This window comes from Actinophytocola oryzae, assembly GCF_004364325.1.
GTDB classification, from domain to species: Bacteria; Actinomycetota; Actinomycetes; order Mycobacteriales; family Pseudonocardiaceae; genus Actinophytocola; species Actinophytocola oryzae.
In genome coordinates this window covers 178,944-198,623 of the sequence record NZ_SOCP01000022.1, presented here as the reverse complement: position 1 = coordinate 198,623, position 19,680 = coordinate 178,944, and the positions used below count along the sequence as shown (strand labels likewise).

The 19,680-nt window shown below is 71.0% G+C and carries 22 protein-coding genes and 1 riboswitch; of the genes, 12 read left to right on the top strand and 10 right to left on the bottom strand.

Annotated features, from left to right (window positions below; all coding sequences use genetic code 11):
- The 3 genes from groEL to CLV71_RS40460 all read right to left on the bottom strand — a co-directional run.
- Positions 1-971, bottom strand: a 971-nt coding sequence (groEL, locus tag CLV71_RS40470; protein WP_133908222.1) for a chaperonin GroEL, incomplete at its 3' end; no start/stop codon positions are given.
- A gap of 170 nt (positions 972-1,141) precedes the next feature.
- Positions 1,142-2,386: a serine/threonine-protein kinase gene (locus tag CLV71_RS40465; protein WP_133908221.1), complete on the bottom strand. Its 1,245-nt coding sequence runs from the start codon at positions 2,384-2,386 to the stop codon at positions 1,142-1,144.
- Between the two features lie 76 nt (positions 2,387-2,462).
- Positions 2,463-3,110, bottom strand: coding sequence for an AIM24 family protein (locus CLV71_RS40460; protein ID WP_133908220.1), 648 nt, complete (start codon positions 3,108-3,110; stop codon positions 2,463-2,465).
- Between the two features lie 70 nt (positions 3,111-3,180).
- On the opposite strand from CLV71_RS40460, the gene moeA reads away from it, so the two are divergent.
- The 5 genes from moeA (at position 3,181) to CLV71_RS40435 (ending at position 9,020) form a co-directional block, all read left to right on the top strand.
- Positions 3,181-4,389 carry a molybdopterin molybdotransferase MoeA gene (moeA, locus tag CLV71_RS40455; protein ID WP_133908219.1) on the top strand — a complete coding sequence of 403 codons (1,209 nt, stop codon included), beginning with the start codon at positions 3,181-3,183 and terminating at the stop codon, positions 4,387-4,389.
- Between the two features lie 9 nt (positions 4,390-4,398).
- Positions 4,399-4,686 carry a GlsB/YeaQ/YmgE family stress response membrane protein gene (locus CLV71_RS40450; protein ID WP_133908218.1) on the top strand — a complete coding sequence of 96 codons (288 nt, stop codon included), beginning with the start codon at positions 4,399-4,401 and terminating at the stop codon, positions 4,684-4,686.
- 317 nt (positions 4,687-5,003) lie between these two features.
- On the top strand, positions 5,004-5,717 hold the full coding sequence (locus CLV71_RS40445; protein WP_133908217.1) for a phosphatidylserine decarboxylase: 714 nt from the start codon (positions 5,004-5,006) through the stop codon (positions 5,715-5,717).
- A gap of 60 nt (positions 5,718-5,777) precedes the next feature.
- The gene (gene pssA / locus CLV71_RS40440) at positions 5,778-6,725 is read left to right on the top strand and encodes a CDP-diacylglycerol--serine O-phosphatidyltransferase (protein WP_133908249.1); all 948 of its coding nucleotides are present in this window, start codon (positions 5,778-5,780) and stop codon (positions 6,723-6,725) included.
- Between the two features lie 75 nt (positions 6,726-6,800).
- Positions 6,801-9,020, top strand: coding sequence for an AAA family ATPase (locus CLV71_RS40435; RefSeq protein ID WP_133908216.1), 2,220 nt, complete (start codon positions 6,801-6,803; stop codon positions 9,018-9,020).
- Positions 9,021-9,023: 3 nt separating this feature from the next.
- Here the strand turns inward: CLV71_RS40435 and CLV71_RS40430 are convergent, their stop codons facing one another.
- Entirely contained in the window at positions 9,024-9,665 is a 642-nt protein-coding gene (locus CLV71_RS40430) for a LytR C-terminal domain-containing protein (protein WP_133908215.1), read from the bottom strand.
- Positions 9,662-9,967 carry a DUF3263 domain-containing protein gene (locus tag CLV71_RS40425; protein WP_133908214.1) on the bottom strand — a complete coding sequence of 102 codons (306 nt, stop codon included), beginning with the start codon at positions 9,965-9,967 and terminating at the stop codon, positions 9,662-9,664. The genes CLV71_RS40430 and CLV71_RS40425 overlap by 4 nt, the downstream gene beginning before the upstream one ends.
- Positions 9,968-10,086: 119 nt before the next feature.
- Between CLV71_RS40425 and CLV71_RS40420 the strand changes: the two genes are divergently transcribed.
- Together CLV71_RS40420 and CLV71_RS40415 are read left to right on the top strand one after the other, a co-directional pair.
- Positions 10,087-10,653 (top strand): peptide deformylase, encoded by a 567-nt coding sequence (locus tag CLV71_RS40420; protein WP_133908213.1) that lies wholly within the window; start codon positions 10,087-10,089, stop codon positions 10,651-10,653.
- 87 nt (positions 10,654-10,740) lie between these two features.
- Positions 10,741-11,652, top strand: a complete 912-nt coding sequence (locus CLV71_RS40415) for a S1C family serine protease (protein ID WP_133908212.1) — start codon at positions 10,741-10,743, stop codon at positions 11,650-11,652.
- Here the strand turns inward: CLV71_RS40415 and CLV71_RS40410 are convergent, their stop codons facing one another.
- On the bottom strand, positions 11,653-11,841 hold the full coding sequence (locus CLV71_RS40410; RefSeq protein WP_133908211.1) for a DUF3072 domain-containing protein: 189 nt from the start codon (positions 11,839-11,841) through the stop codon (positions 11,653-11,655). It abuts the gene before it with no gap.
- A 135-nt stretch (positions 11,842-11,976) separates the two neighbouring features.
- Positions 11,977-12,552, bottom strand: a complete 576-nt coding sequence (locus CLV71_RS40405; protein ID WP_133908210.1) for a hypothetical protein — start codon at positions 12,550-12,552, stop codon at positions 11,977-11,979.
- A gap of 203 nt (positions 12,553-12,755) precedes the next feature.
- Between CLV71_RS40405 and thiC the strand changes: the two genes are divergently transcribed.
- The 3 genes from thiC to CLV71_RS40390 are packed head-to-tail and all read left to right on the top strand — an operon-like array spanning position 12,756 to position 16,108.
- Entirely contained in the window at positions 12,756-14,405 is a 1,650-nt protein-coding gene (gene thiC, locus CLV71_RS40400; RefSeq protein ID WP_133908209.1) for a phosphomethylpyrimidine synthase ThiC, read from the top strand.
- Positions 14,402-15,262 (top strand): bifunctional hydroxymethylpyrimidine kinase/phosphomethylpyrimidine kinase, encoded by an 861-nt coding sequence (gene thiD / locus CLV71_RS40395; RefSeq protein ID WP_133908208.1) that lies wholly within the window; start codon positions 14,402-14,404, stop codon positions 15,260-15,262. Before thiC ends, thiD begins: the two co-directional genes overlap by 4 nt.
- A gap of 33 nt (positions 15,263-15,295) precedes the next feature.
- The gene (locus CLV71_RS40390) at positions 15,296-16,108 is read left to right on the top strand and encodes an ion transporter (RefSeq protein WP_133908207.1); all 813 of its coding nucleotides are present in this window, start codon (positions 15,296-15,298) and stop codon (positions 16,106-16,108) included.
- Positions 16,109-16,219: 111 nt separating this feature from the next.
- Here CLV71_RS40390 and thiG read toward each other — a convergent pair whose 3' ends face one another.
- From thiG to thiO, 3 genes are all read right to left on the bottom strand, one after another.
- Complete coding sequence (gene thiG / locus CLV71_RS40385) at positions 16,220-16,975, bottom strand: thiazole synthase (protein WP_133908206.1); 756 nt, start codon at positions 16,973-16,975, stop codon at positions 16,220-16,222.
- A gap of 1 nt (position 16,976) precedes the next feature.
- The gene (thiS, locus tag CLV71_RS40380; RefSeq protein WP_133908205.1) at positions 16,977-17,177 is read right to left on the bottom strand and encodes a sulfur carrier protein ThiS; all 201 of its coding nucleotides are present in this window, start codon (positions 17,175-17,177) and stop codon (positions 16,977-16,979) included.
- Positions 17,177-18,256 carry a glycine oxidase ThiO gene (thiO, locus tag CLV71_RS40375; protein WP_208297981.1) on the bottom strand — a complete coding sequence of 360 codons (1,080 nt, stop codon included), beginning with the start codon at positions 18,254-18,256 and terminating at the stop codon, positions 17,177-17,179. Before thiO ends, thiS begins: the two co-directional genes overlap by 1 nt.
- Positions 18,251-18,359: riboswitch (TPP riboswitch) on the bottom strand. (Overlaps the previous gene by 6 nt.)
- 21 nt (positions 18,360-18,380) lie before the next feature.
- On the opposite strand from thiO, the gene thiE reads away from it, so the two are divergent.
- Both thiE and CLV71_RS40365 read left to right on the top strand, forming a co-directional pair.
- Positions 18,381-19,028 (top strand): thiamine phosphate synthase, encoded by a 648-nt coding sequence (thiE, locus tag CLV71_RS40370; RefSeq protein ID WP_133908203.1) that lies wholly within the window; start codon positions 18,381-18,383, stop codon positions 19,026-19,028.
- Between the two features lie 77 nt (positions 19,029-19,105).
- On the top strand, positions 19,106-19,657 hold the full coding sequence (locus tag CLV71_RS40365; RefSeq protein WP_133908202.1) for a ClpP family protease: 552 nt from the start codon (positions 19,106-19,108) through the stop codon (positions 19,655-19,657).
- Positions 19,658-19,680: the final 23 nt, after the last annotated feature.

The window sequence follows — 19,680 nt, the reverse complement described above, 5'->3', positions numbered from 1 at the left end:
GTCACCACGACCTTGCGAGCACGACCCAGCAGCGAGATGTCGGCGTTGTCCAGCTTCAGACCCACGTCCTCGGAGATGACAGTGCCACCGGTGAGAATCGCGATGTCCTGCAGGATCGCCTTGCGACGGTCACCGAAGCCCGGCGCCTTGACGGCCACCGACTTGAAGGTGCCGCGGATCTTGTTGACCACCAGGGTCGCCAGGGCCTCGCCCTCGACGTCCTCGGCGATGATCAGCAGCGGCTTCGAGGCCTGCATGACCTTCTCCAGCACCGGGAGCAGGTCCTTGACCGCGGAGATCTTCGAGCCGTACAGGAGGATGTACGGGTCCTCGAGGACTGCCTCCTGGCGCTCCGGGTCGGTCACGAAGTAACCGGCCAGGTAGCCCTTGTCGAAGCGCATGCCCTCGGTGAGCTCGAGCTCCATGCCGAGTGCGTTGCTCTCCTCGACGGTGACGACGCCTTCCTTGCCGACCTTGTCCAGCGCCTCGGCGATGAGCTCGCCGATCGTGGTGTCAGCGGCGGAGATGGACGCGGTCGCCGCGATCTGCTCCTTGGTCTCGACCTCACGCGACGCCTTGTGCAGCTGCTCGGTGATGGCCTCGACGGCCTGCTCGATGCCGCGCTTCAGCGACAGCGGGTCGGCGCCTGCCGCGACGTTGCGCAGGCCCTCGCGCACGAGCGCCTGGGCGAGCACGGTCGCGGTGGTGGTGCCGTCACCAGCGACGTCGTCCGTCTTCTTGGCAACTTCCTTGACGAGCTCGGCCCCGATCTTCTCCCACGGGTCCTCGAGCTCGATCTCCTTGGCGATCGACACACCATCGTTGGTGATGGTGGGCGCGCCCCACTTCTTCTCGAGCACGACGTTGCGGCCCCGGGGGCCGAGCGTCACCTTGACGGCGTCGGCGAGGATGTTCAGGCCCCGCTCGAGACCGCGGCGCGCGTCCTCGTCGAACGCGATCAACTTGGCCATTGCGGTGTAAGTCCTCCGTTGTGGTCCTACATTGCTTGGCCAGGCTCGGTGCCCGCGACGGACGACCGGAGGAACCGGCCTCACCGTCCCGACCTCGACTTGGCACTCCACAGACATGAGTGCCAGGTCCGTGTTTAGCACTCTACCCGCCCGAGTGCAAGGAGCGCAGGTCAGCGGGACGTCTCTGCCGAGCCGCTCTCCGGGTCGTCGCCCACCTTGATGGACGGCACGGACTTCTTCGTCGTCGTGGTCTGCCCGCTGCTGCCGCCTGGGTCGTTGTCCGACGGCTGCTCCCCTCCCGACGAGGAGAACAGGAAGATCGCCACGACGATCAGGCCGATCGCGACGACCCCGACGATCACCGGCGCGAGCCAGCGGCTGCCGGAGGAGGAGTCCGACGAGCGGAAGGCCGTGCTCGCGGCGGGCGCGGGCGGACGCAGCCGCACCGGGTCCGACGTGGAGACCTGCGGCCGCTGGTAGCCACCAGGCGGGGCGCTCTGCTGACGTTGGTAGGGCGAGCCCTGCTGTGGCAGCTGCGAGGTCGTCCTCGGCCCGACCGGCACGGCGGGCGGGCGGCGCACCGGCTGCGACAGCGCCTGGCGGGCCGCGGCGATCAGCTCCCGGCACGTGGCGTACCGCTGGGTCGGCTGCTTGGCCATGCCCCTGCGGATCACCTCGTCGATCGCGGGCGGCAGGTTGCGGGCCTGCTCGGTCAGCGACGGCACGTCCCGGTTCAGGTGCCCCTGGATCACCTCGGGCACCGCGCCCTGGAACGGCGGCCTGCCGGACAGGCACGCGAACAGCACGCAGGCCAGCGAGTACGCGTCGGTGCGCGCGTCGACCGGCTCGCCACGCAGGTGCTCCGGCGCGGCGTAGGTCGGCGAGCCGAGGAAGTCGCCCCCGCGTGTGCGGTGGCCGGTGGCGCCGCGGCGGGTCAGGCCGAAGTCCGCGACGTACACGTGCTCCGCCGACGACTCGCGGCTCGTGACCAGCACGTTCGCCGGCTTGACGTCGAGGTGCACCAGTCCGCGCTCGTGCAGGTTGTCCAGTGCCTCGGCGACCTGCGACAGCAGTGCGAGCGCACGCTCCGGCGCGAGCGGCCCGTCCTTGATCAGGGACGCGAGGTCGGACCCGTCCACCAGCCGCATGGCGATGTAGAGCAGCCCGTCGACCTCACCGAAGTCGTACAGGGGCACCACGTTCGCGTGGTCGATGGCCGAGGTGTTGCGGGCCTCGTCGACGAAGCGCTCCCGGAACTCGGGGTCCTCGGTGAGGTGCTCGGCGATGACCTTGAGCGCGACCTTGCGACCCAGCCGGATGTCCGTGGCGCGGTACATCACGCTCATGCCGCCCTTGCCGAGCACACCGTCTATCCGGTAGTGCCCCAGGCGACGCCCGGTGAGGTCCTCCGCCACCACTCATCCATTCGTTCGTCGACAGGCACAGCCTAACGTCCGACCCGTCGCCCCAACGCCGGGTTCGGGTGTTCCGTCACCTACCCGCGCCCGACGAGTGGAGCATGGCGGCCATGGCCCGTGCGTTGCGGGTCTGGATCAGCAACTGACCAGGTCCGGCGAAGTCCAGGAGCAGTCCCTCGCCCGTCCGCACCGACTGGTGGACCGACTGGCTGACCGCCCGGAGGCGGGCCTGGATGTGCTCGCTGTAGGCCAGGAGGTACGACGGGTCGACCGTGATCAGCTCGCCCTGCCCGAGCGTCACGACGTCGAGCGAGCCGCACGCCGAGATGGCCAGCGCGCCGACCCCGGATACGTGCTCGGCGAACCCGTAATCGGCGCCGAAGAGGTTGCGGAACCCGGACCACTGCGGGTCGGTCCGCACGGTCGCGGGCGCGGCGAGCCAGCAGCCGCGCGACACGCACCAGCCGTTGATGCCGTCCAGCTCCATCGTGTAGACGTCGCCGGGCAACGCGGGTGCGACGTCGACCCAGCCGCCCTCGGCGGGCGCGGTGAACACGGCACGCGCCGACCTCGACCTCGACCCGCCGCGCGGCCGGACGTCGACGACCACGCCGTAGCTGGTCGCGATCATCGACGTGTAGTCGGCCTGGACCGCCTCACCCGGCGCGAGCAGCAGCCGGGCCACGCCGAAGGCCGGGGTGTGCCGAGTGCGGACCTGCACGGCTGGAGTCCTCCGTGATCGTGAACGTCGGTCGGGTGCAGTCTGGCATGTACGTATCGTGAGAGGCAGTATGCGTGCCGTGCCTACGAAGCCTCTCTCCGTCGACGACTACCGGGCGCGGGTCGGTGCGCTGATCCGGGCGACGCCGGTCACGCTGCTGCCGCTCGAACACTGTGTCGGGCTGGTGCTCGGCGAGGACCTCGTGTCGCCGGTCTCGTTGCCGCCGTTCGACAACTCGGCCATGGACGGCTACGCGGTCCGCTCGGTCGACGTGGCGACGCCGGTGGTCGAACTGCCGGTCGCAGAGGACATCCCCGCGGGCAGGACCGACGTCGTGCCGCTGCTGCCGGGGACCGTGCACCGGATCATGACCGGCGCCCCGGTGCCGCCTGGCGCGGACGCGATCGTGAAGGTCGAGGACACCGACGGCGGCGAGGAGCGGGTGACGATCAACGCGACGGCCGCGCCGGGCACGCACATCAGGCGCACCGGCGAGGACGTGGCCCAGGGCGCGACCGTGCTGCGGGCGGGCACGGTGCTGGGGTCGGCACAGCTGGGGCTCGCCGCCGCGGTCGGGCGGGCCGACCTGCCCGTCCACCGGCCGGTGCGGGTGCTGGTCCTGTCGACGGGCTCCGAGCTGGTCGAGCCGGGCGAGCCGCTGCGGCACGGGCAGATCTACGAGTCGAACAGCGCGCTGCTCGCCGCGGCCGTCCGGGAGATCGGCGGCGAGGCGACCGTGCTGCGGTTCGTGCCGGACGACGTGACCGCGTTCCACGAGCGGATCGCGGGACACCTGGACAAGGTGGACCTGCTGGTCACCTCCGGTGGCGTGAGCGCGGGCGCGTACGAGGTGGTCAAGGACGCGCTGACCGGCCAGGGCGTCGACTTCGTGCGGGTGGCCGTGCAGCCGGGCGGGCCGCAGGGCAGCGGGCTGTTCCAGGGGTTGCCGGTGGTCACGCTGCCGGGCAACCCGGTGAGCGTCGCGCTGTCGTTCGAGCTGTTCCTCCGCCCCGCCCTGCTCGCGGCGATGGGGCACCAGGTCATCCACCGGACGAGGGTGAAGGCGCGCGCCGCCGCGGAGCTGCGTTCGCCGTCCGCGCGCAGGCAGTACCGGCGCGGACGGCTCGAGGGTGAGGTGGTGACTCCGATCGGCGGACCCGGCTCGCACCTGCTTGCCTCGTTCGCCGCGGCCAACTGCCTCATCGAGGTACCCGAGGACACCGAGGTGGTCGCGGAGGGTGATCTCGTCACGGTCCTGGTCCTGGACGCCTCCCGATAGGCTTGTGACGTGGGATTCATCGCGTGGGTCGTGTTCGGGGCCATCGTCGGCTGGGTGGCCAACGTCGTGGTCGGCGGGCGGTACCGGCAGCGGCAGGGTTGCCTCGTCAGCATCCTGGTCGGGGTGGTCGGCGCCGCGCTCGGCGGCGTCCTCTACCGGGCCTTCACCGGCCAGGAGAAGACCTGGGAGTTCGACTTCCCGAGCCTCGGGGTCGCAGCCCTGGGCGCGATCGTGCTGCTCGCGATCCTCCGGTTGGTCCAGGGCCTTGCGAACGGCTCGCGCCGCGACCGTCCGTGACTGGATTCGCACGGTGAGCCATTGCTCACCGGAAGTGCCCACACGTACACTCACCGTACCCTTGGTATGGGTCGGCAGCGCACGTCGTCGGGGGGTGCACTCCGCTCGGAGCGAGCCGTGTTCGCGGACCGCGCGAACCGGCTCGCTTCTCCTGGAAGTGCAACCCCCAGATCCCGCCAGGCGGGCTCCGCCCCCGGACCCCCTCCGGTCGTCGATCTCTCGGTCACGTTCTTGACCTCCCGGCCAAGTCACTGTCCGCGACCGGCGTAGCGTGGTGTCGTCATGGCACCGCACCAGTTGCGAGGATTGTCCGGTTGATGACCGATCCCCAGAAGACCCCAGACTCGGGCCGTCTCGCCCACCTCATCGCGCTGACCAGGAGCGTCGTGCCGCCGATGCACCCGGCCGGCCGCCCGTTCGCGCTCGGCGCCGCCGGTGTGGCGCTGCTGCTGCGCCGCCTCTCCCGCAGGCTCGGCGTGGTCGGGTTCCTGCTCGCCGGCGCGGTCGCGTGGTTCTTCCGCGAGCCCAAGCGCGTCGCACCGAGCCGTCCCGGGCTGGTCGTGGCCGCCGCGGACGGCGCCGTGTCGCACGTCGTGCTCGCCGAGCCACCCGCCGAGCTGGGCATGTCCGGCGGCGAGCGGCTGCGGATCAGCGTGTTCCTCTCGGTGTTCGACGTGCACGTCCAGCGTGTGCCGGTGTCCGGCCTGATCACCAGGGCGGTGTACAAGCCGGGCAAGTTCCTCTCCGCCGACCTGGACAAGGCCAGCGAGGACAACGAGCGCAACTCCCTGGTCCTGACCACCGAGAACGGCGTCGAGATCGTCGTGGTGCAGATCGCGGGCCTGATCGCGCGCCGCATCGTGTGCCAGGTCGCCGAGGGCGACAAGGTCGACATCGGTGACACCTACGGGCTGATCCGGTTCGGGTCGCGAGTGGACATCTACGTGCCGGTCGGCGCGCGGGTGCTCGTCGAGCCCGGCCAGCGCACCATCGGCGGCGAGACCGTGCTCGCGGAACTGCCGGAGAGCTGAGTGGCCGGCCGAGCGTCAGTCGGCGTCCGGGTACTGCCGAACGCCATCACGGTCCTCGCGATGTGCGCGGGCCTGTCCGCCGTGCAGTTCGCGCTGGCCAAGCAGTTCCAGTCGGCCATCGCGGCGATCGCGGTGGCCGCGATCCTCGACAGCCTCGACGGCCGCATCGCCCGCCTCCTCGACGCGACCAGCAAGATGGGCGCCGAGCTGGACTCGCTCGCCGACGCGATCTCGTTCGGCGTCGCACCCGCGCTCGTGCTGTACATCTGGCAGTTCGAGGGCAACCGGGTCGGCTGGGTCGTCACGCTGGTGTTCGCGGTGTGCATCATCCTGCGGCTGGCGCGGTTCAACACGCTGTTGGACGACACGGAAAGACCGCCGTACACCAAGGAGTTCTTCGTCGGGGTGCCCGCACCCGCCGGTGGCCTCGCCGCGCTCCTGCCGCTGATCCTGACCATCCAGATCGGTCACGACGGCTGGTGGGACAACGACATCCTGGTCATGGTCTGGACCGTCGCGATCGCGGCGCTGCTGATCAGCCGCATCCCGACGCTGTCGCTGAAGACGATCAAGGTGCCTGCCGGGGCGGTGGTCCCGCTGCTGGTGCTCGTCGCACTGCTGGCCGCCGCGGTGGTCACCTACCCGCTGGTCGCGCTGGCGTGCGCGCTGGTGGTCTACCTGCTGCACGTGCCGTACGCCGTGCGCAGGCACCGCTGGCTCGCGAAGCACCCCGAGGCGTGGGACGTGCCGCCGAAGGAGCGGCGCGCCATCCGCAGGGCCCACGGTGTCGGCAGGCGCCTCGGGCTGCGTCCGCCGAGCAGCGTCCGCAGGGCCGCCGGTGCGGCGCGGGCCGTGTGGCCACGGCGCAACGGCGACCGCGAGCGTGTGGCGCTGCCCACCGACGGACCGCGTATGCGCCGCTCACTGGGCCGCAACCGCAACTGGCGCCGGATCGGCCTGCGCCGCAACCAGTCCAGACCCCCCTCGACGAGCCGCGACGACCAGTAGCGCCGTTTCGCTCCGCAAGCTCCGCTCAGTAGCGCCGTTTCGCTCCGCAAGCTCCGCTCAGTAGTGTCTGGTCCCATGCCAGAGATCACGCTGACGGTCCGGTTGTCGCCTTCGGCGCTGGACGCCCGGCGCGGGGTGGTGCGGCTGCACCCGGAGGTGTTGAACGCACTGGGGCTCGAGCCGTGGGACGGGGTGCGGCTGATCGGCACGCGGATCAGCGCCGCCCTGGCCGCGGAGGGCGACGGCCCGCCCGGCGTGGCACTGCTGGACGACCTGACCATGTCGAACCTCGGCGTGACCGAGGACTCCGAGGTCGTGGTGTCACCCGCCGAGGTGTCACCCGCGAGGACGTTGACGATCTCGGGCTCCCGCCTGGCCTCCGCGTCCCTGACTCCCGAGACGGTCCGCCTGGCGTTGATCGGCAAGATCCTCACGGTCGGCGACTCGGTGTCGCTGCTCCCCCAGGACCTGGCCCCCGCGCCCGGCTCGGACGCGTTCGCGGTGCGTGGCCAGCTGTCCCGCGCGATTGGCATGACGTGGACGAACGAGCTGCTGACGATCACCGGTAGCGAGCCCGCGGGCCCGGTGGCGGTCCACCCGTCCACAGTGGTCGGCTGGCGCGACGGCGCCCGCACCGGCGAAGCGGCGGCCGCCGCGGCGCTTGCTGGTCCCGGCGGCACGTCGGTGACCACGCCGACCCCCGAGCCGGTGACCGTCGACCCGGTGACGATTCCGTCCGCGCCCCCACCCCCGGTGACCGACCTGATCGGTGCCCAGGAGGCGGTCGGCCGCCTGACGGAGTGGTTCGACCTCGCGTTCCGCCGCCCGGAGCTGCTGACGGCCCTGGGTGCGTCCGCGCAGCTCGGCGTGCTGCTGACCGGCCCGGAGGGTGTCGGCAAGGCGACGGTCGTGCGCTCGACGGCCCACTCGCTCGACGCGTCGGTGGTGGAGATCGCCGCCCCGACGCTCGCCGCCCTGGAGCCGGGCGCGGCGTCGTCGCGCCTGTCCGCGGCGATCGCGTCCGCCGTGGCGGAGTCCCCGTCGGTACTGCTGATCACCGACGTCGACGCGCTCCTGCCCGCGACGAACCCGCCGCCCCTGGCGACGGTGGTCGTCGACACGCTGCGTGCCGCGGTCCGCAACCCCGGCTTCGCGGTGGTGGCGACCACGGCCCACCCCGAGGCGGTGGACCCGCGCGTCCGGGGCGTCGACCTGTTCGACCGGTCGGTGTCGGTGCCGCTGCCGGACGCGAAGACCCGCACGGAGCTGCTCCGGGTGCTGCTCCGCGACGTGCCCGTCGAGTCCGATGTGGACTTCGGGGCGCTGGCATCGCGCACCCCCGGCTTCGTCGCGGCGGACCTCGTGGCACTGCGGCGTGAGGCCGCCGTCCGCGCCGCGGTCAGGGAGGCGCAGAAGATCGCGCTCGCCGACCTGACGGCCGCCCTGTCCACGGTCCGCCCGACCTCTCTGTCCACTTCGGACTCCCTGCAGACGGGTGGCCTGAAGCTGGACGACGTCGGCGACATGGTCGACGTGAAACAGTCGCTCACGGAGACGGTCCTGTGGCCGCTGCGCTACCCGGACTCCTTCGCCAGGCTGGGCATCGACCCGCCGCGCGGCGTGCTCCTGTACGGGCCGCCCGGTTGCGGCAAGACGTTCCTGGTGCGTGCGCTGGCGGGCACCGGCCAGCTGAACGTGATCGCCGTCAAGGGCGCCGAGCTGATGGACAAGTGGGTCGGCGAGTCGGAACGCGCGGTGCGTGAGCTGTTCCGTCGGGCGGCGGAGGCCTCGCCCGCGATGGTGTTCCTGGACGAGGTCGACGCGCTGGCACCCCGCCGAGGCCAGTCCTCCGACTCGGGTGTGGCCGACCGCGTGGTGGCCGCGCTGCTGACCGAACTGGACGGCGTCGAGCCGATGCGGGACGTGGTCGTGCTCGGTGCGACGAACCGCCCCGAGCTGATCGACCCGGCGCTGCTGCGACCCGGCCGGCTGGAACGCATGATCTACGTCCCCCCGCCGGACGCGGACGCCCGCACGGAGATCCTGAAGGCGGCGGCGAAGAACACGCCCCTGGCGTCCGATGTGGACCTGGCGGCACTGGCGGCGTCACTCGAGGGCTACTCGGCGGCCGACTGCGCCGCCCTGGTCCGCGAGGCGGCGCTCACGGCCATGCGGGAGTCGCTGGAAGCCACCGAGGTGACGTCGGTCCACGTGGCGAAGGCACGCGAACAGGTCCGCGCCAGCCTCGACCCGGCACAGCTGGCAGCCCTGGAGGCCTACGCCACGTCCAGGTAGTGCTCAGCCCTCGTTCTTGCCGCCACCGCCGCCGGCGGGCTTCTTGTAGTCGTTCGTCACGATGACGATCACGCCTGCCGGGGCGTCCTTGATGCCCGTGAACCGTTCCTCGACGCGCATGCCGAAGGCTGCGGCGATCGCACGGGCCGCGGCCTCCTCCTCGGTGCCGGGGCGGAAGTAGACGGTCGTCGTCGGGATGGTGCCGTACGGGTAGTTGGCCACCTCGGTGACCTGCCAGCCGTCGGCACGCAGATCGTCGGCCGCCGTCGCGGCGAGGCCCTTGATCTTGCTGTTGTTGTACACGCGCACCGGCACGGACTTCGCGGGCTCGCCGTTGCCGTCGCCACCGGGCGGTGGGGGCGGTGGCTGACCGGTCGAGGCCGGCTTCGACGACGTCGTGCCGGTGGTCGTGGTGGCCGGCTTCGACGACGTGGTCGACGACGGCGGCCGGGGCCTGCTCGTCGTCGACTCGGGGCCGGTGATGGTGGAGGTGGCGGAGGACGGCGGCTGGCCGGCCGCGTTGCCGTCGCCGCTGTCACCGAAGGCGGTGACCAGGCCGATGACCAACGCGACGGCGGCGAGGCCCAGCAGGGCGACGCCGGCGATCTTGCCGGAGCGTGACGAACCGGTTTCCGGAGAGGTCATCGCCGCTCGGCACCCGGCCTCGGGGCCGTACGCGCACGCTGGCGCCCTGACCGCAACCGCCGCAAACGCTTGACCAGCATGGGCTCCGCCTCCAGCGCGGCACTCTTGTCGATCAACCGGTTCACGACCTGGTAGTACCGCGTCGGCGACATGTCGAACAGCTCACGGATCGCCTGCTCCTTCGCACCCGCGTACTTCCACCACTGGCGCTCGAAGGCGAGGATCTCGCGTTCCCGTTCCGTCAGCTCACCGGCCGGCGGCAGCGACGGGTGCGGCTCTGCCGGCAACTCCGCGGCGTCCATCTGGCTCCTCGCCACCAGCTCGGTACGAACCGGAATCACACGCTTGTGATTTCCGGGTGTTATTACATCACGCTACCGCCTTCCGTGCTCCCACAACGCCCCCGGTTAAGGTTCGGCGCATGGCAGTTCACCCCATCCGGATTGCTGGCGACCCCGTGCTGCACCAACCGGTCCGCGAGATCGACAAGTTCGACGACGAGCTCCGCACACTCGTCGATGACATGTTCGACACGATGGCCGCCGCCCGTGGCGTCGGCCTGGCCGCGAACCAGATCGGCGTCGACCTGCGCGTGTTCGTCTACGACTGTCCCGACGACGAGCGAGTGCGGCACCGGGGGGTCATCGTGAACCCGGTCATCGAGACCTCGGAGCGCCCCGAGACCATGCCCGACCCGGACGACGACCTCGAGGGTTGCCTGTCCGCGCCGGGCGAGTCGTTCCCGACCGGGCGTGCCCACTGGGCGAAGGTCACGGGCCAGGATCTCGACGGCAAGCCGATCGAGGTCGAGGGCACCGGCTACTTCGCACGCTGTCTGCAGCACGAGACCGACCACCTCGACGGGCTGATGTACCTGAACCGCCTGGTCGGCCGGTACAGCAGGGAGTCGAAGCGGATGCTCAGGAGCAAGGGCTGGGGCAAGCCCGGCCTGTCGTGGAACCCCGCGGTGGAGGACCTGCAGTCGTAACAGTCCGCTCACGGCGAACGCGGAACGAACCGTCCCGGACGCACACTTGAGTTCAAGGATGCAACGGTGTAATTGGCGGTGAGTGCGATGGCAGGGGAGCTTGACGCATACTCGCGCACGGTGAGCGCGGTTGCGAGAACTTTGACGCCACACGTGGCGAGCGTGGCGATGCGCCGCGGCAGCGGCTCGGCGGTGATCTTCACCGACGACGGGCACATGTTGACGAACGCCCACCTCGTCGGGTCGGCGGCCCACGGGGAGGCGACGTACTCCGACGGTGAGGAGTCGCCGTTCGAGGTGGTCGGCGTGGACCCCCTCTCGGACCTCGCGGTGCTCCAGGCGCTCGAGGCGCCGGAGCCCGCGGTCCTCGGGAACGCGGACGAGCTGGTCGTCGGCCAGCTGGTCGTCGCGGTCGGCTCGCCACTCGGCCTGGCCGGGTCGGTGACGGCGGGCGTGGTGAGCGCGCTCGGCCGTTCGCTGCCGGTCACGCGTGGGCAGGCCCAACGCGTGATCGAGGACGTGATCCAGACCGACGCGGCGCTGAACCCCGGCAACTCGGGGGGCGCGCTGGCCGACTCGCACGCGGACGTGGTCGGCATCAACACGGCGGTCGCTGGTTTCGGCCTCGGTCTCGCGGTGCCGATCAACCCGACGACACGGCGGATCATCGACACACTGATGGTCGAGGGGCGCGTGCGGCGCGCGTACCTCGGCGTGGTCGGCGTCCCGGCACCGCTGCCGGACGACGTGGCGCACCGCACCGGCCAGCGCGCGGGTCTCCGCGTGATCGAGGTCGTGGCGGACGGTCCGGCGGACCGCGCGGGGCTGCGCAGGGGCGACATGATCCTCACGGTCGCCCGCGAGCAGATCCGCGACGCCCAGGGCATCCAGCGCAAGCTGTTCGCGGAGGTCATCGGCACGGACCTCGCGGTGACCGTGCTGCGCAACGGCGCGATGGTCGACGTCTACGCCCGCCCCACCGAGCTGACCGTCGGCTGATCAGCCGCGGCCGGTCTGGTCCTGCAGCTCGTCGATGAGCTCGGACGCACGCGCCTTGGTCAGGTCGTCCGGCACCTCGACGCCGGCCTCCTGGGCCAGGGTGTGGAGGTAGGACTGCTGGGGGCCGGTCATCGGCTCGTCACCGGTCACCCAGTCCTCTGGGTCCTTGTCGGGCACGGGGGTAACCATCAGCGACTCCTCTCGTCGAACGCTCGTTCGACACAGGTACCCAGGCGAGGCGGGCGCTACACCTCCGACTTTCGCGTGCCCGGCGAAACGCACTGAAGGACGCCTTCGTAACGCTGGCCGTTACGAAGGCGTCCTTCAGTGCGTTCGGCGCCAGGGCAGGAGCGGCACCACCAGGGGCAACGTCTCCAGGGCGGCCAGCTCGTCGTAGCGGCCGGCCAGCACGAACGTCCTGACCGTCCGCAGGTCGTCGGGCGACACCGGCGCGCCCGTCAACACGAACGGGAGCACCAGCCGCCAGGTCGACACGACGGCCTCCCGGCGCCACGTCGGTGCACGCAGGACCGCCGACGCCGTGCGCAGCGCGTGCTCGTGCGGGTTGGGGGCCGGGGTCTCCCAGCGGGCGGAGTCCGCGGCGGCGCAGCCGACGCAGCCTGCCGCACCCGCGGCCAGCTCACCGCCGCAGCCCTCGCAGCGCAGCTGGCGCAACGCCCAGTCGACGCACGTCCACGGGTGCTCGCCGGGTGCCGCGTCGGCGACGACCTCCGGGTCCCGGCTCGACAGCGAGTCCCAGTCGGCCCGCAGCGGGCGGTCGACGGCCTCCGCGCACGCCGCGCAGGACGGGTAGCCGCGGCCCAGCAGCTCACCGCAGGCTGGACACGGTGCTGCCGCTTCTCGGCGATCGGCTCGCCTGCTCCCTTCCCGGGCGTCCACCCGTGCACCGTAGTACCGCCGCCGACATCCTGCCCTTGGCAGCCCGGCGAACCTCCGGTTATGTTCGAGGTGCGCGCACAACTCAATCAACGCGGGAGCTCGCGCCTTGGCGGGCTGAGAGGGCAGATGGTGTCCAGTCACGGACCCGGTTCTGCCGACCGCCTGAACCTGACCGGGTAATGCCGGCGTAGGGAGATCCAGTCATGACCGCACTTGACGACCGTTCCGTGCGTCCCAGCGTCACCACCGGGCCCATCACCGGTTCCCGCAAGGTCTACCGCGAGGTCGACGGCATCAGGGTGCCGTTCCGCCGCGTGGACCTGACCAACGGCGAACACGTCGACCTGTACGACACCTCGGGTCCGTACACCGACGACGACGCCACCATCGATGTCCACAATGGACTGGAGAGGATCCGGCAGAGCTGGGTCGACGAGCGGGAACCCGCCAACGGGGCCGTTTCCCAGCTGGCGTACGCGAAGGCCGGGGTCATCACCAGGGAGATGCGCTTCGTCGCCGCACGGGAGGGCGTCGACCCGCAGTTCGTCCGGGACGAGGTCGCCATCGGGCGGGCCGTGATCCCGGTCAACCGCAACCATCCCGAGGTCGAGCCCGCGATCATCGGCAAGAAGTTCCTCGTGAAGATCAACGCGAACATCGGCAACTCGGCCGTGTCGTCGTCCATCGAGGACGAGGTCGACAAGCTGGTGTGGGCCACCCGCTGGGGTGCGGACACGGTCATGGACCTGTCGACGGGCAAACGCATCCACGAGACCCGCGAGTGGATCCTGCGCAACTCGCCCGTGCCCATCGGCACGGTGCCGATCTACCAGGCGCTGGAGAAGGTCGGCGGCGACCCGGCGAAGCTGTCGTGGGAGGCGTACCGGGACACGGTGATCGAGCAGTGCGAGCAGGGCGTGGACTACATGACCGTCCATGCGGGCGTGCTGCTGCGGTACGTCCCGCTGACCGCGCGGCGGGTCACCGGCATCGTGTCGCGCGGCGGCTCGATCATGGCCGCCTGGTGCCTCGCGCACCACCGGGAGTCCTTCCTGTACACCAACTTCGTCGAGCTGTGCGAGATCCTCCGCGCCTACGACGTGACGTTCTCGCTCGGCGACGGCCTGCGGCCGGGCTCGATCGCGGACGCCAACGACGCGGCCCAGTTCGCGGAGCTGCGCACCCTCGGGGAGCTGACGCACGTCGCACGGGAGCACGACGTGCAGGTGATGATCGAGGGCCCTGGCCACGTGCCGATGCACAAGATCGCCGAGAACGTCCGCCTGGAGGAGGAACTGTGCGGCGAGGCCCCGTTCTACACGCTCGGTCCACTCGCGACGGACATCGCGCCGGCCTACGACCACATCACCTCGGCCATCGGCGCGGCCCAGATCGGCTGGCTGGGCACCGCGATGCTCTGCTACGTGACGCCGAAGGAGCACCTCGGCCTGCCCAACCGGGACGACGTGAAGACCGGCGTGATCACCTACAAGATCGCCGCGCACTCCGCCGACCTCGCCAAGGGCCATCCCGGCGCGCAGGACTGGGACGACGCGCTGTCGAAGGCCCGCTTCGAGTTCCGGTGGACCGACCAGTTCAACCTGTCCCTCGACCCGGACACCGCGCGTGCGTTCCACGACGAGACGCTGCCCGCCGAACCGGCGAAGACCGCGCACTTCTGTTCCATGTGCGGGCCGAAGTTCTGCTCGATGCGGATCACCCAGGATGTGCGCAAGTACGCTGAGGAGCACGGCCTCACGGAGGTCGCGGCGATCGAGGAGGGCATGGCGGAGATGTCGGAACGCTTCCACGACCACGGCGGGCAGGTGTACCTCCCGGTGGTCGACAGGTGAACGCCACGCCGCCCCGCGTCCTGACCATCGCCGGGTCCGACTCCGGCGGTGGTGCGGGGCTCCAGGCCGACCTCCGCACGTTCTTCGCGTGCGGGGTGCACGGCATGACCGCGATCACGGCCGTCACCGTGCAGAACTCCCTCGGGGTCACCGGCGTCTCGGTCATCCCGGCGGAAGTCGTGGCCGCCCAGATCGAGACCGTCGCCGCCGACATCGGGGTGCTGGGCGCGAAGACCGGCATGCTGGCCACCGCCGAGATCATCACGGCGGTGGCCGGGGCCTGCGACCGCGTCCACATCGGGCGACGCGGCACGATCCCGTTCGTGGTGGACCCGGTAGCCGCGTCAATGCACGGCGACCCGCTGCTGGGTGACGACGCCATGGACGCCCTGCGCGACGAGCTGTTCCCGCGCGCCACACTGGTCACGCCGAACCTCGACGAGGTCCGGCTGCTCACGGGCATCACCGTGCACGACCACGCCGAGGCCAGGGAGGCGGCGCGGGCACTGCACGCCATGGGTCCGCAGTGGGCGCTCGTCAAGGGCGGCCACCTCCACGACGACCCCGAGTGCGTCGACGTCCTGTACGACGGCGAGACGTTCCTGGAGCTGCCCGCCAAGCGGATCGACACCAGGCACACACACGGCGGCGGCGACACGATGGCGTCGGCGATCACCTCGGCGCTGGCGCGGGGAGTGTCGGTGCCGGCGGCCGTCCGGTTCGGCAAGACGTTCGTCACCAACGCCGTCAGGCACGCGTACCCGCTCGGCGCCGGAGTCGGTCCGGTCTCGGCGTTCTGGCGGCTGCCCGAAAGTTCACCCGAAGAGACATTGCCCATCTTGGACCCAGACGGCTAGCACGGACCAACCGGACGTTTACGCTTTCTCGCCGTGAACCACCGGGACCGAGTCAGCGCGCTAGTCGAGCACAGGCGCTTCCAGCAGTTCGTCATCTGGGTGATCGTGGTGAACGCGGCCACGCTCGGTCTTGAGACGTCGCGGAGTGTGATGCGCGACGTCGGCGGGTTGCTCCACGTCGTCGACCGGGTCGTGCTGGTGGTGTTCGTGGTCGAGCTGGTGCTACGCCTGTACGCGTTCCGCTGGCGGTTCTTCCGCGACTCGTGGAACGTGTTCGACTTCGTCATCGTCTGCATCTCGCTGATCCCGGCGACCGGCCCGTTCTCGGTGCTGCGGGCGTTGCGGGTGCTCCGGGTGCTGCGCCTGATCTCGGCGGTGCCCGCGATGCGACGTGTCGTGTCGGGCCTGCTGGCCGCGGTGCCGGGCATGGCGTCGATCGGCGCGTTGCTGTCGCTGGTCATCTACGTGGCAGCGGTGATGGCGACCAAGCTGTTCGGCGAGATCTCACCCGACTACTTCGGCGACCTCGGCACGACCCTGTTCACCCTGTTCCAGACGATGACCGGGGAGGCGTGGCCGGACATCGCACGCGAGGTCATGGTCGTGGCGCCGCTCGCGTGGATCTTCTTCGTGGTCTACATCCTGGTCTCGAGCTTTGCCGTGCTGAACCTGTTCATCGCGGTGATCGTGAGCGGGATGGAGAAGACGGTCGTCAACGACCTGGCGCAGGCGGAGGAGCAGCACGCGGCGGACCAGGCGTCGTCCGACCAGCTGATCCTCGCGGAGGTGCGCGCGCTGCGGCACGAGGTGGCGGCGTTGCGCGAGCAGCAGAAGGAGCGGGCGTGATCGTCGAGCCCACCAGCGCGCGGGCACCAGCGAGCCCGACCACAGTGGACGAACTGCTCGCGGCAGCGATCAGGAGTTGAAGAGCCTCGTCGGTGTCCCGTGACCGGTGACTCAGCGTGGTGGGCTGGAGGCCTGAGCCCAGAAGCGTTGGGGGACGCGGCCCGCGCCGTGGGCCAGGCGGCCGGCGGTGACGGCGTGGCGCATGGCCGCCGCCATCGCCTCGGGGTCTGTTGCGCGGGTGACTGCCGTGGCCAGCATGACGCCCGAGCAGCCGAGTTCCATGGCCAGTGCGGCGTCGGACGCCGTGCCGACGCCCGCGTCCAGGATCACCGGCACCCCGGCACGCGCGACGATCAGCTCGATGTTGTGCGGGTTGCGGATGCCGAGGCCCGTCCCTATCGGCGAGCCCAGTGGCATCACCGCCGCGCAGCCCAGCTCCTCCAGGCGCAACGCCAACACCGGATCGTCATTCGTGTACGGCAGGACCGTGAATCCGTCCTTGATCAGCACCGCCGCGGCCTCCAGCAGCTCGACCGGATCCGGCAGGAGCGTGCGGTCGTCCGCCACGACCTCCAGCTTCACCCATGACGTCCCGAGCGCCTCGCGGGCCATGCGTGCCGTGAGCACCGCTTCGGCCACGGTTCGGCAGCCCGCCGTGTTGGGTAGCGGGTCTATCCCCACCCGCTGCAGTACCTCCAGCACCCCGGTGCCGCCCTGGGTGTCCACGCGGCGGATCGACACCGTCGTCAGCTCCGTGCCCGACGCCTTCAGCGCACTCTCCAGCACGGCCAGGTTCGCCGCGCCGCCCGTGCCCATGATCAGCCGTGACGCGTACTGCCGGTCCCCGATCACCAGTGGGTCGTCCACCTCAGCCTCCCTGCACGGCGGTCAGGACCTCGACCTCGGCGCCCTCAAGCACCACCGTCCGGTCGTGGTCGGCCCGCGTGACGACGGCACCGTCCACGGCCACCGCCACCCCTCGTGCCGGCACACCGAGCGCTTCCAGCAACTCCGTCACCGTCGCGCCGTCCGGCACCTCGCGTTCGCTTCCGTTGACCTGTACGTACATCACGCGGTCCCTCCGGTCAGGCGGGCTGGGTCGGCGACCTTGACGAGTGGCTCCTCCCGGCCTGCCGCCATGGCCCGCACCGCCTCGGCCGTGATCGGCGCCAGTAGCAGCCCGTTGCGGTGGTGACCCGCCGCGACCACCACTCCGGGCCCCAGGCTGCCGATGAGCGGCAGGTTGTCCCGGCTGCCGGCCCTCAGCCCCGCCGCGCACTCGGTCAGGGTGTACTCGACCACGCCCGGCACCACACGTTCGGCGAGGTTGAGCAGGTCACGCACCCCGCCGGCCGTGACCTCCTCGTCGAAGCCCGCCTCGTACTGGGTCGCACCGACCACCAGCTCGTCGCCCGCACGCGGCACCAGGTACACGGCCCGCGACTCGACCATGGCACGCACGGTGTGCGTTGGCGGCGGCAGTGCGTTCTGCCTGGCCCGCAGTCGCAGGATCTCGCCCTTCACCGGTCGCACCGCACCGGCGAGCGCCGGATGGAGCGCGCCGCTCCACGCGCCGGCCGCGATCACCGCCAGGTCGCACCGCAGCGTCGAGGAGGCCAGTTCCACCACGCCGGACGTGACCGAGGCCGCTGCCTCCCCGATGAACTCGACACCGGCCTCGTGCGCGCGGGAACTGAGGAGCCGCAACAGTTCCCGGTTGTCCACGGCCAGGTCGCCCGGCACTATCAGTCCACTTCGGACATTCGGACCCAGGCTCGGTTCCACCCTGCGCAGCTCGCGGCCGCTGAGCCGCTCGACCTCCCGGCCACGCCCGGCGAGGAACTCCGCGAGCGTGTCGAGCTGCCCTGCGTCCGCGCCGTCCGCCGCGGCCACGATCGTGCCGCGGGTGTCCAGGTCGAGTCCGAGGTCCGCCGCGAAACCCGGCCACGACGCCAGGGAGGCGCTGCCGAGCTCGAGCAGGTCCTCCTCGCCCGGCCATGCCTCCGTGACCGGCGCGAGCATGCCGCCCGCCACCCACGACGCACCCCCGGCCGGTCTCGGGTCGACGAGCGTCACCTCGTGCTCGCTCGACAACCGCCAGGCGACGGACAGCCCGATGACGCCGCCACCGACCACAACCACGTTCATGGCACTCACGCTCCCTGCGCCGGCATGATCCGGATCAGGTTCGACGGTCGGGATCGGCAGATCCCCTCTCAGCCCAGTCCCCTGGACTCCCGTGCGGACCACCTCCACCGTATAGCGTGAACGGGTGCCCGGACTAGACGCAGACGCGACAAGGCAGCGCCTCGCGAACGCACGGCTGTACCTGTGCACGGGAAACCGTCCCGACCTGGCGTCCTTCGCGGACGCCGCGCTGGCGGGCGGGGTCGACGTGATCCAGCTGCGGGAGAAGGGCATGGAGGCCGCCGACGAGCTGGCAGCCCTGTCGGTCCTCGCCGAGGCCTGTGCCCGCCACGGCGCCCTCCTGTCGGTCAACGACCGCGCCGACGTGGCCCTGGCCGCGGGCGCCGACATCCTGCACCTCGGTCAGGACGACCTCCCCGTGCCGTGGGCTCGTCGGATCCTCGGCGACGACGTCGTGATCGGCCGGTCGACCCACGACGTGTCGCAGGCCACAGCCGCGGCAGGCGAGCCGGGTGTCGACTACTTCTGCACCGGCCCGTGCTGGCCGACGCCCACCAAGCCGGGTCGTCCCGCCCCTGGTCTCGACCTCGTGCGCGCGACGGCCGCCGCAGGCCCGAGCCGGCCGTGGTTCGCGATCGGCGGTATCGACGAGGCCCGGCTCCCCGAGGTGCTGGCCGCCGGTGCGACCCGGGTGGTGGTGGTCCGCGCGATCACACAGGCGCAGGACCCCTTCGAGGCCGCCGCCCGGCTCGCCAAGGTGTTGCGCGGCTGATCGGCTCTCGGTGAACAGGCTCCGCCGACGGTGAAACGCCCGCGGTCGCCGGGTAACCGCTGGTTAGCGTCGGTGGCATGACTACCGCAAGCCTTGACGACGCGCTCTTCGACCGGCTGCTCCGCGACCGGGTCGTGTTCCTCGGGACCGAGGTGACCGAGGAGTCCGCCAACCGGATCACCGCCCAGCTGCTCCTCTTGGCCGCGGAGGACCCCGAGAAGGACATCACCTTCTACATCAACTCGCCCGGCGGCTCGGTGACGGCCGGGATGGCCATCTACGACACCATGCGGCTCATCGGGCCGGACGTCTCCACCTGGGCGATGGGGTTCGTCGCCTCGATGGGGCAGTTCCTGCTCTCCTCCGGGACACCGGGCAAGCGGTACGCGCTGCCCAACGCGCAGATCCTCATGCACCAACCGTCCGCGGGCGTCGGTGGCGCGGAGTCCGACATCAGGATCCGCGCGAACGCCTACTCGCGCATGAAGGCCAGGCTCGCGGAGATCACCGCGTCGCAGACCGGCCAGACCGCCGAGACGATCACCAGGGACGCCGACCGGGACCGGTGGTTCACGGCCGAGGAGGCCAGGGAGTACGGGATCGTCGACCATGTCGTTGCCGGACAGTGAAAAACCAGCGGACGGGCCGGCAG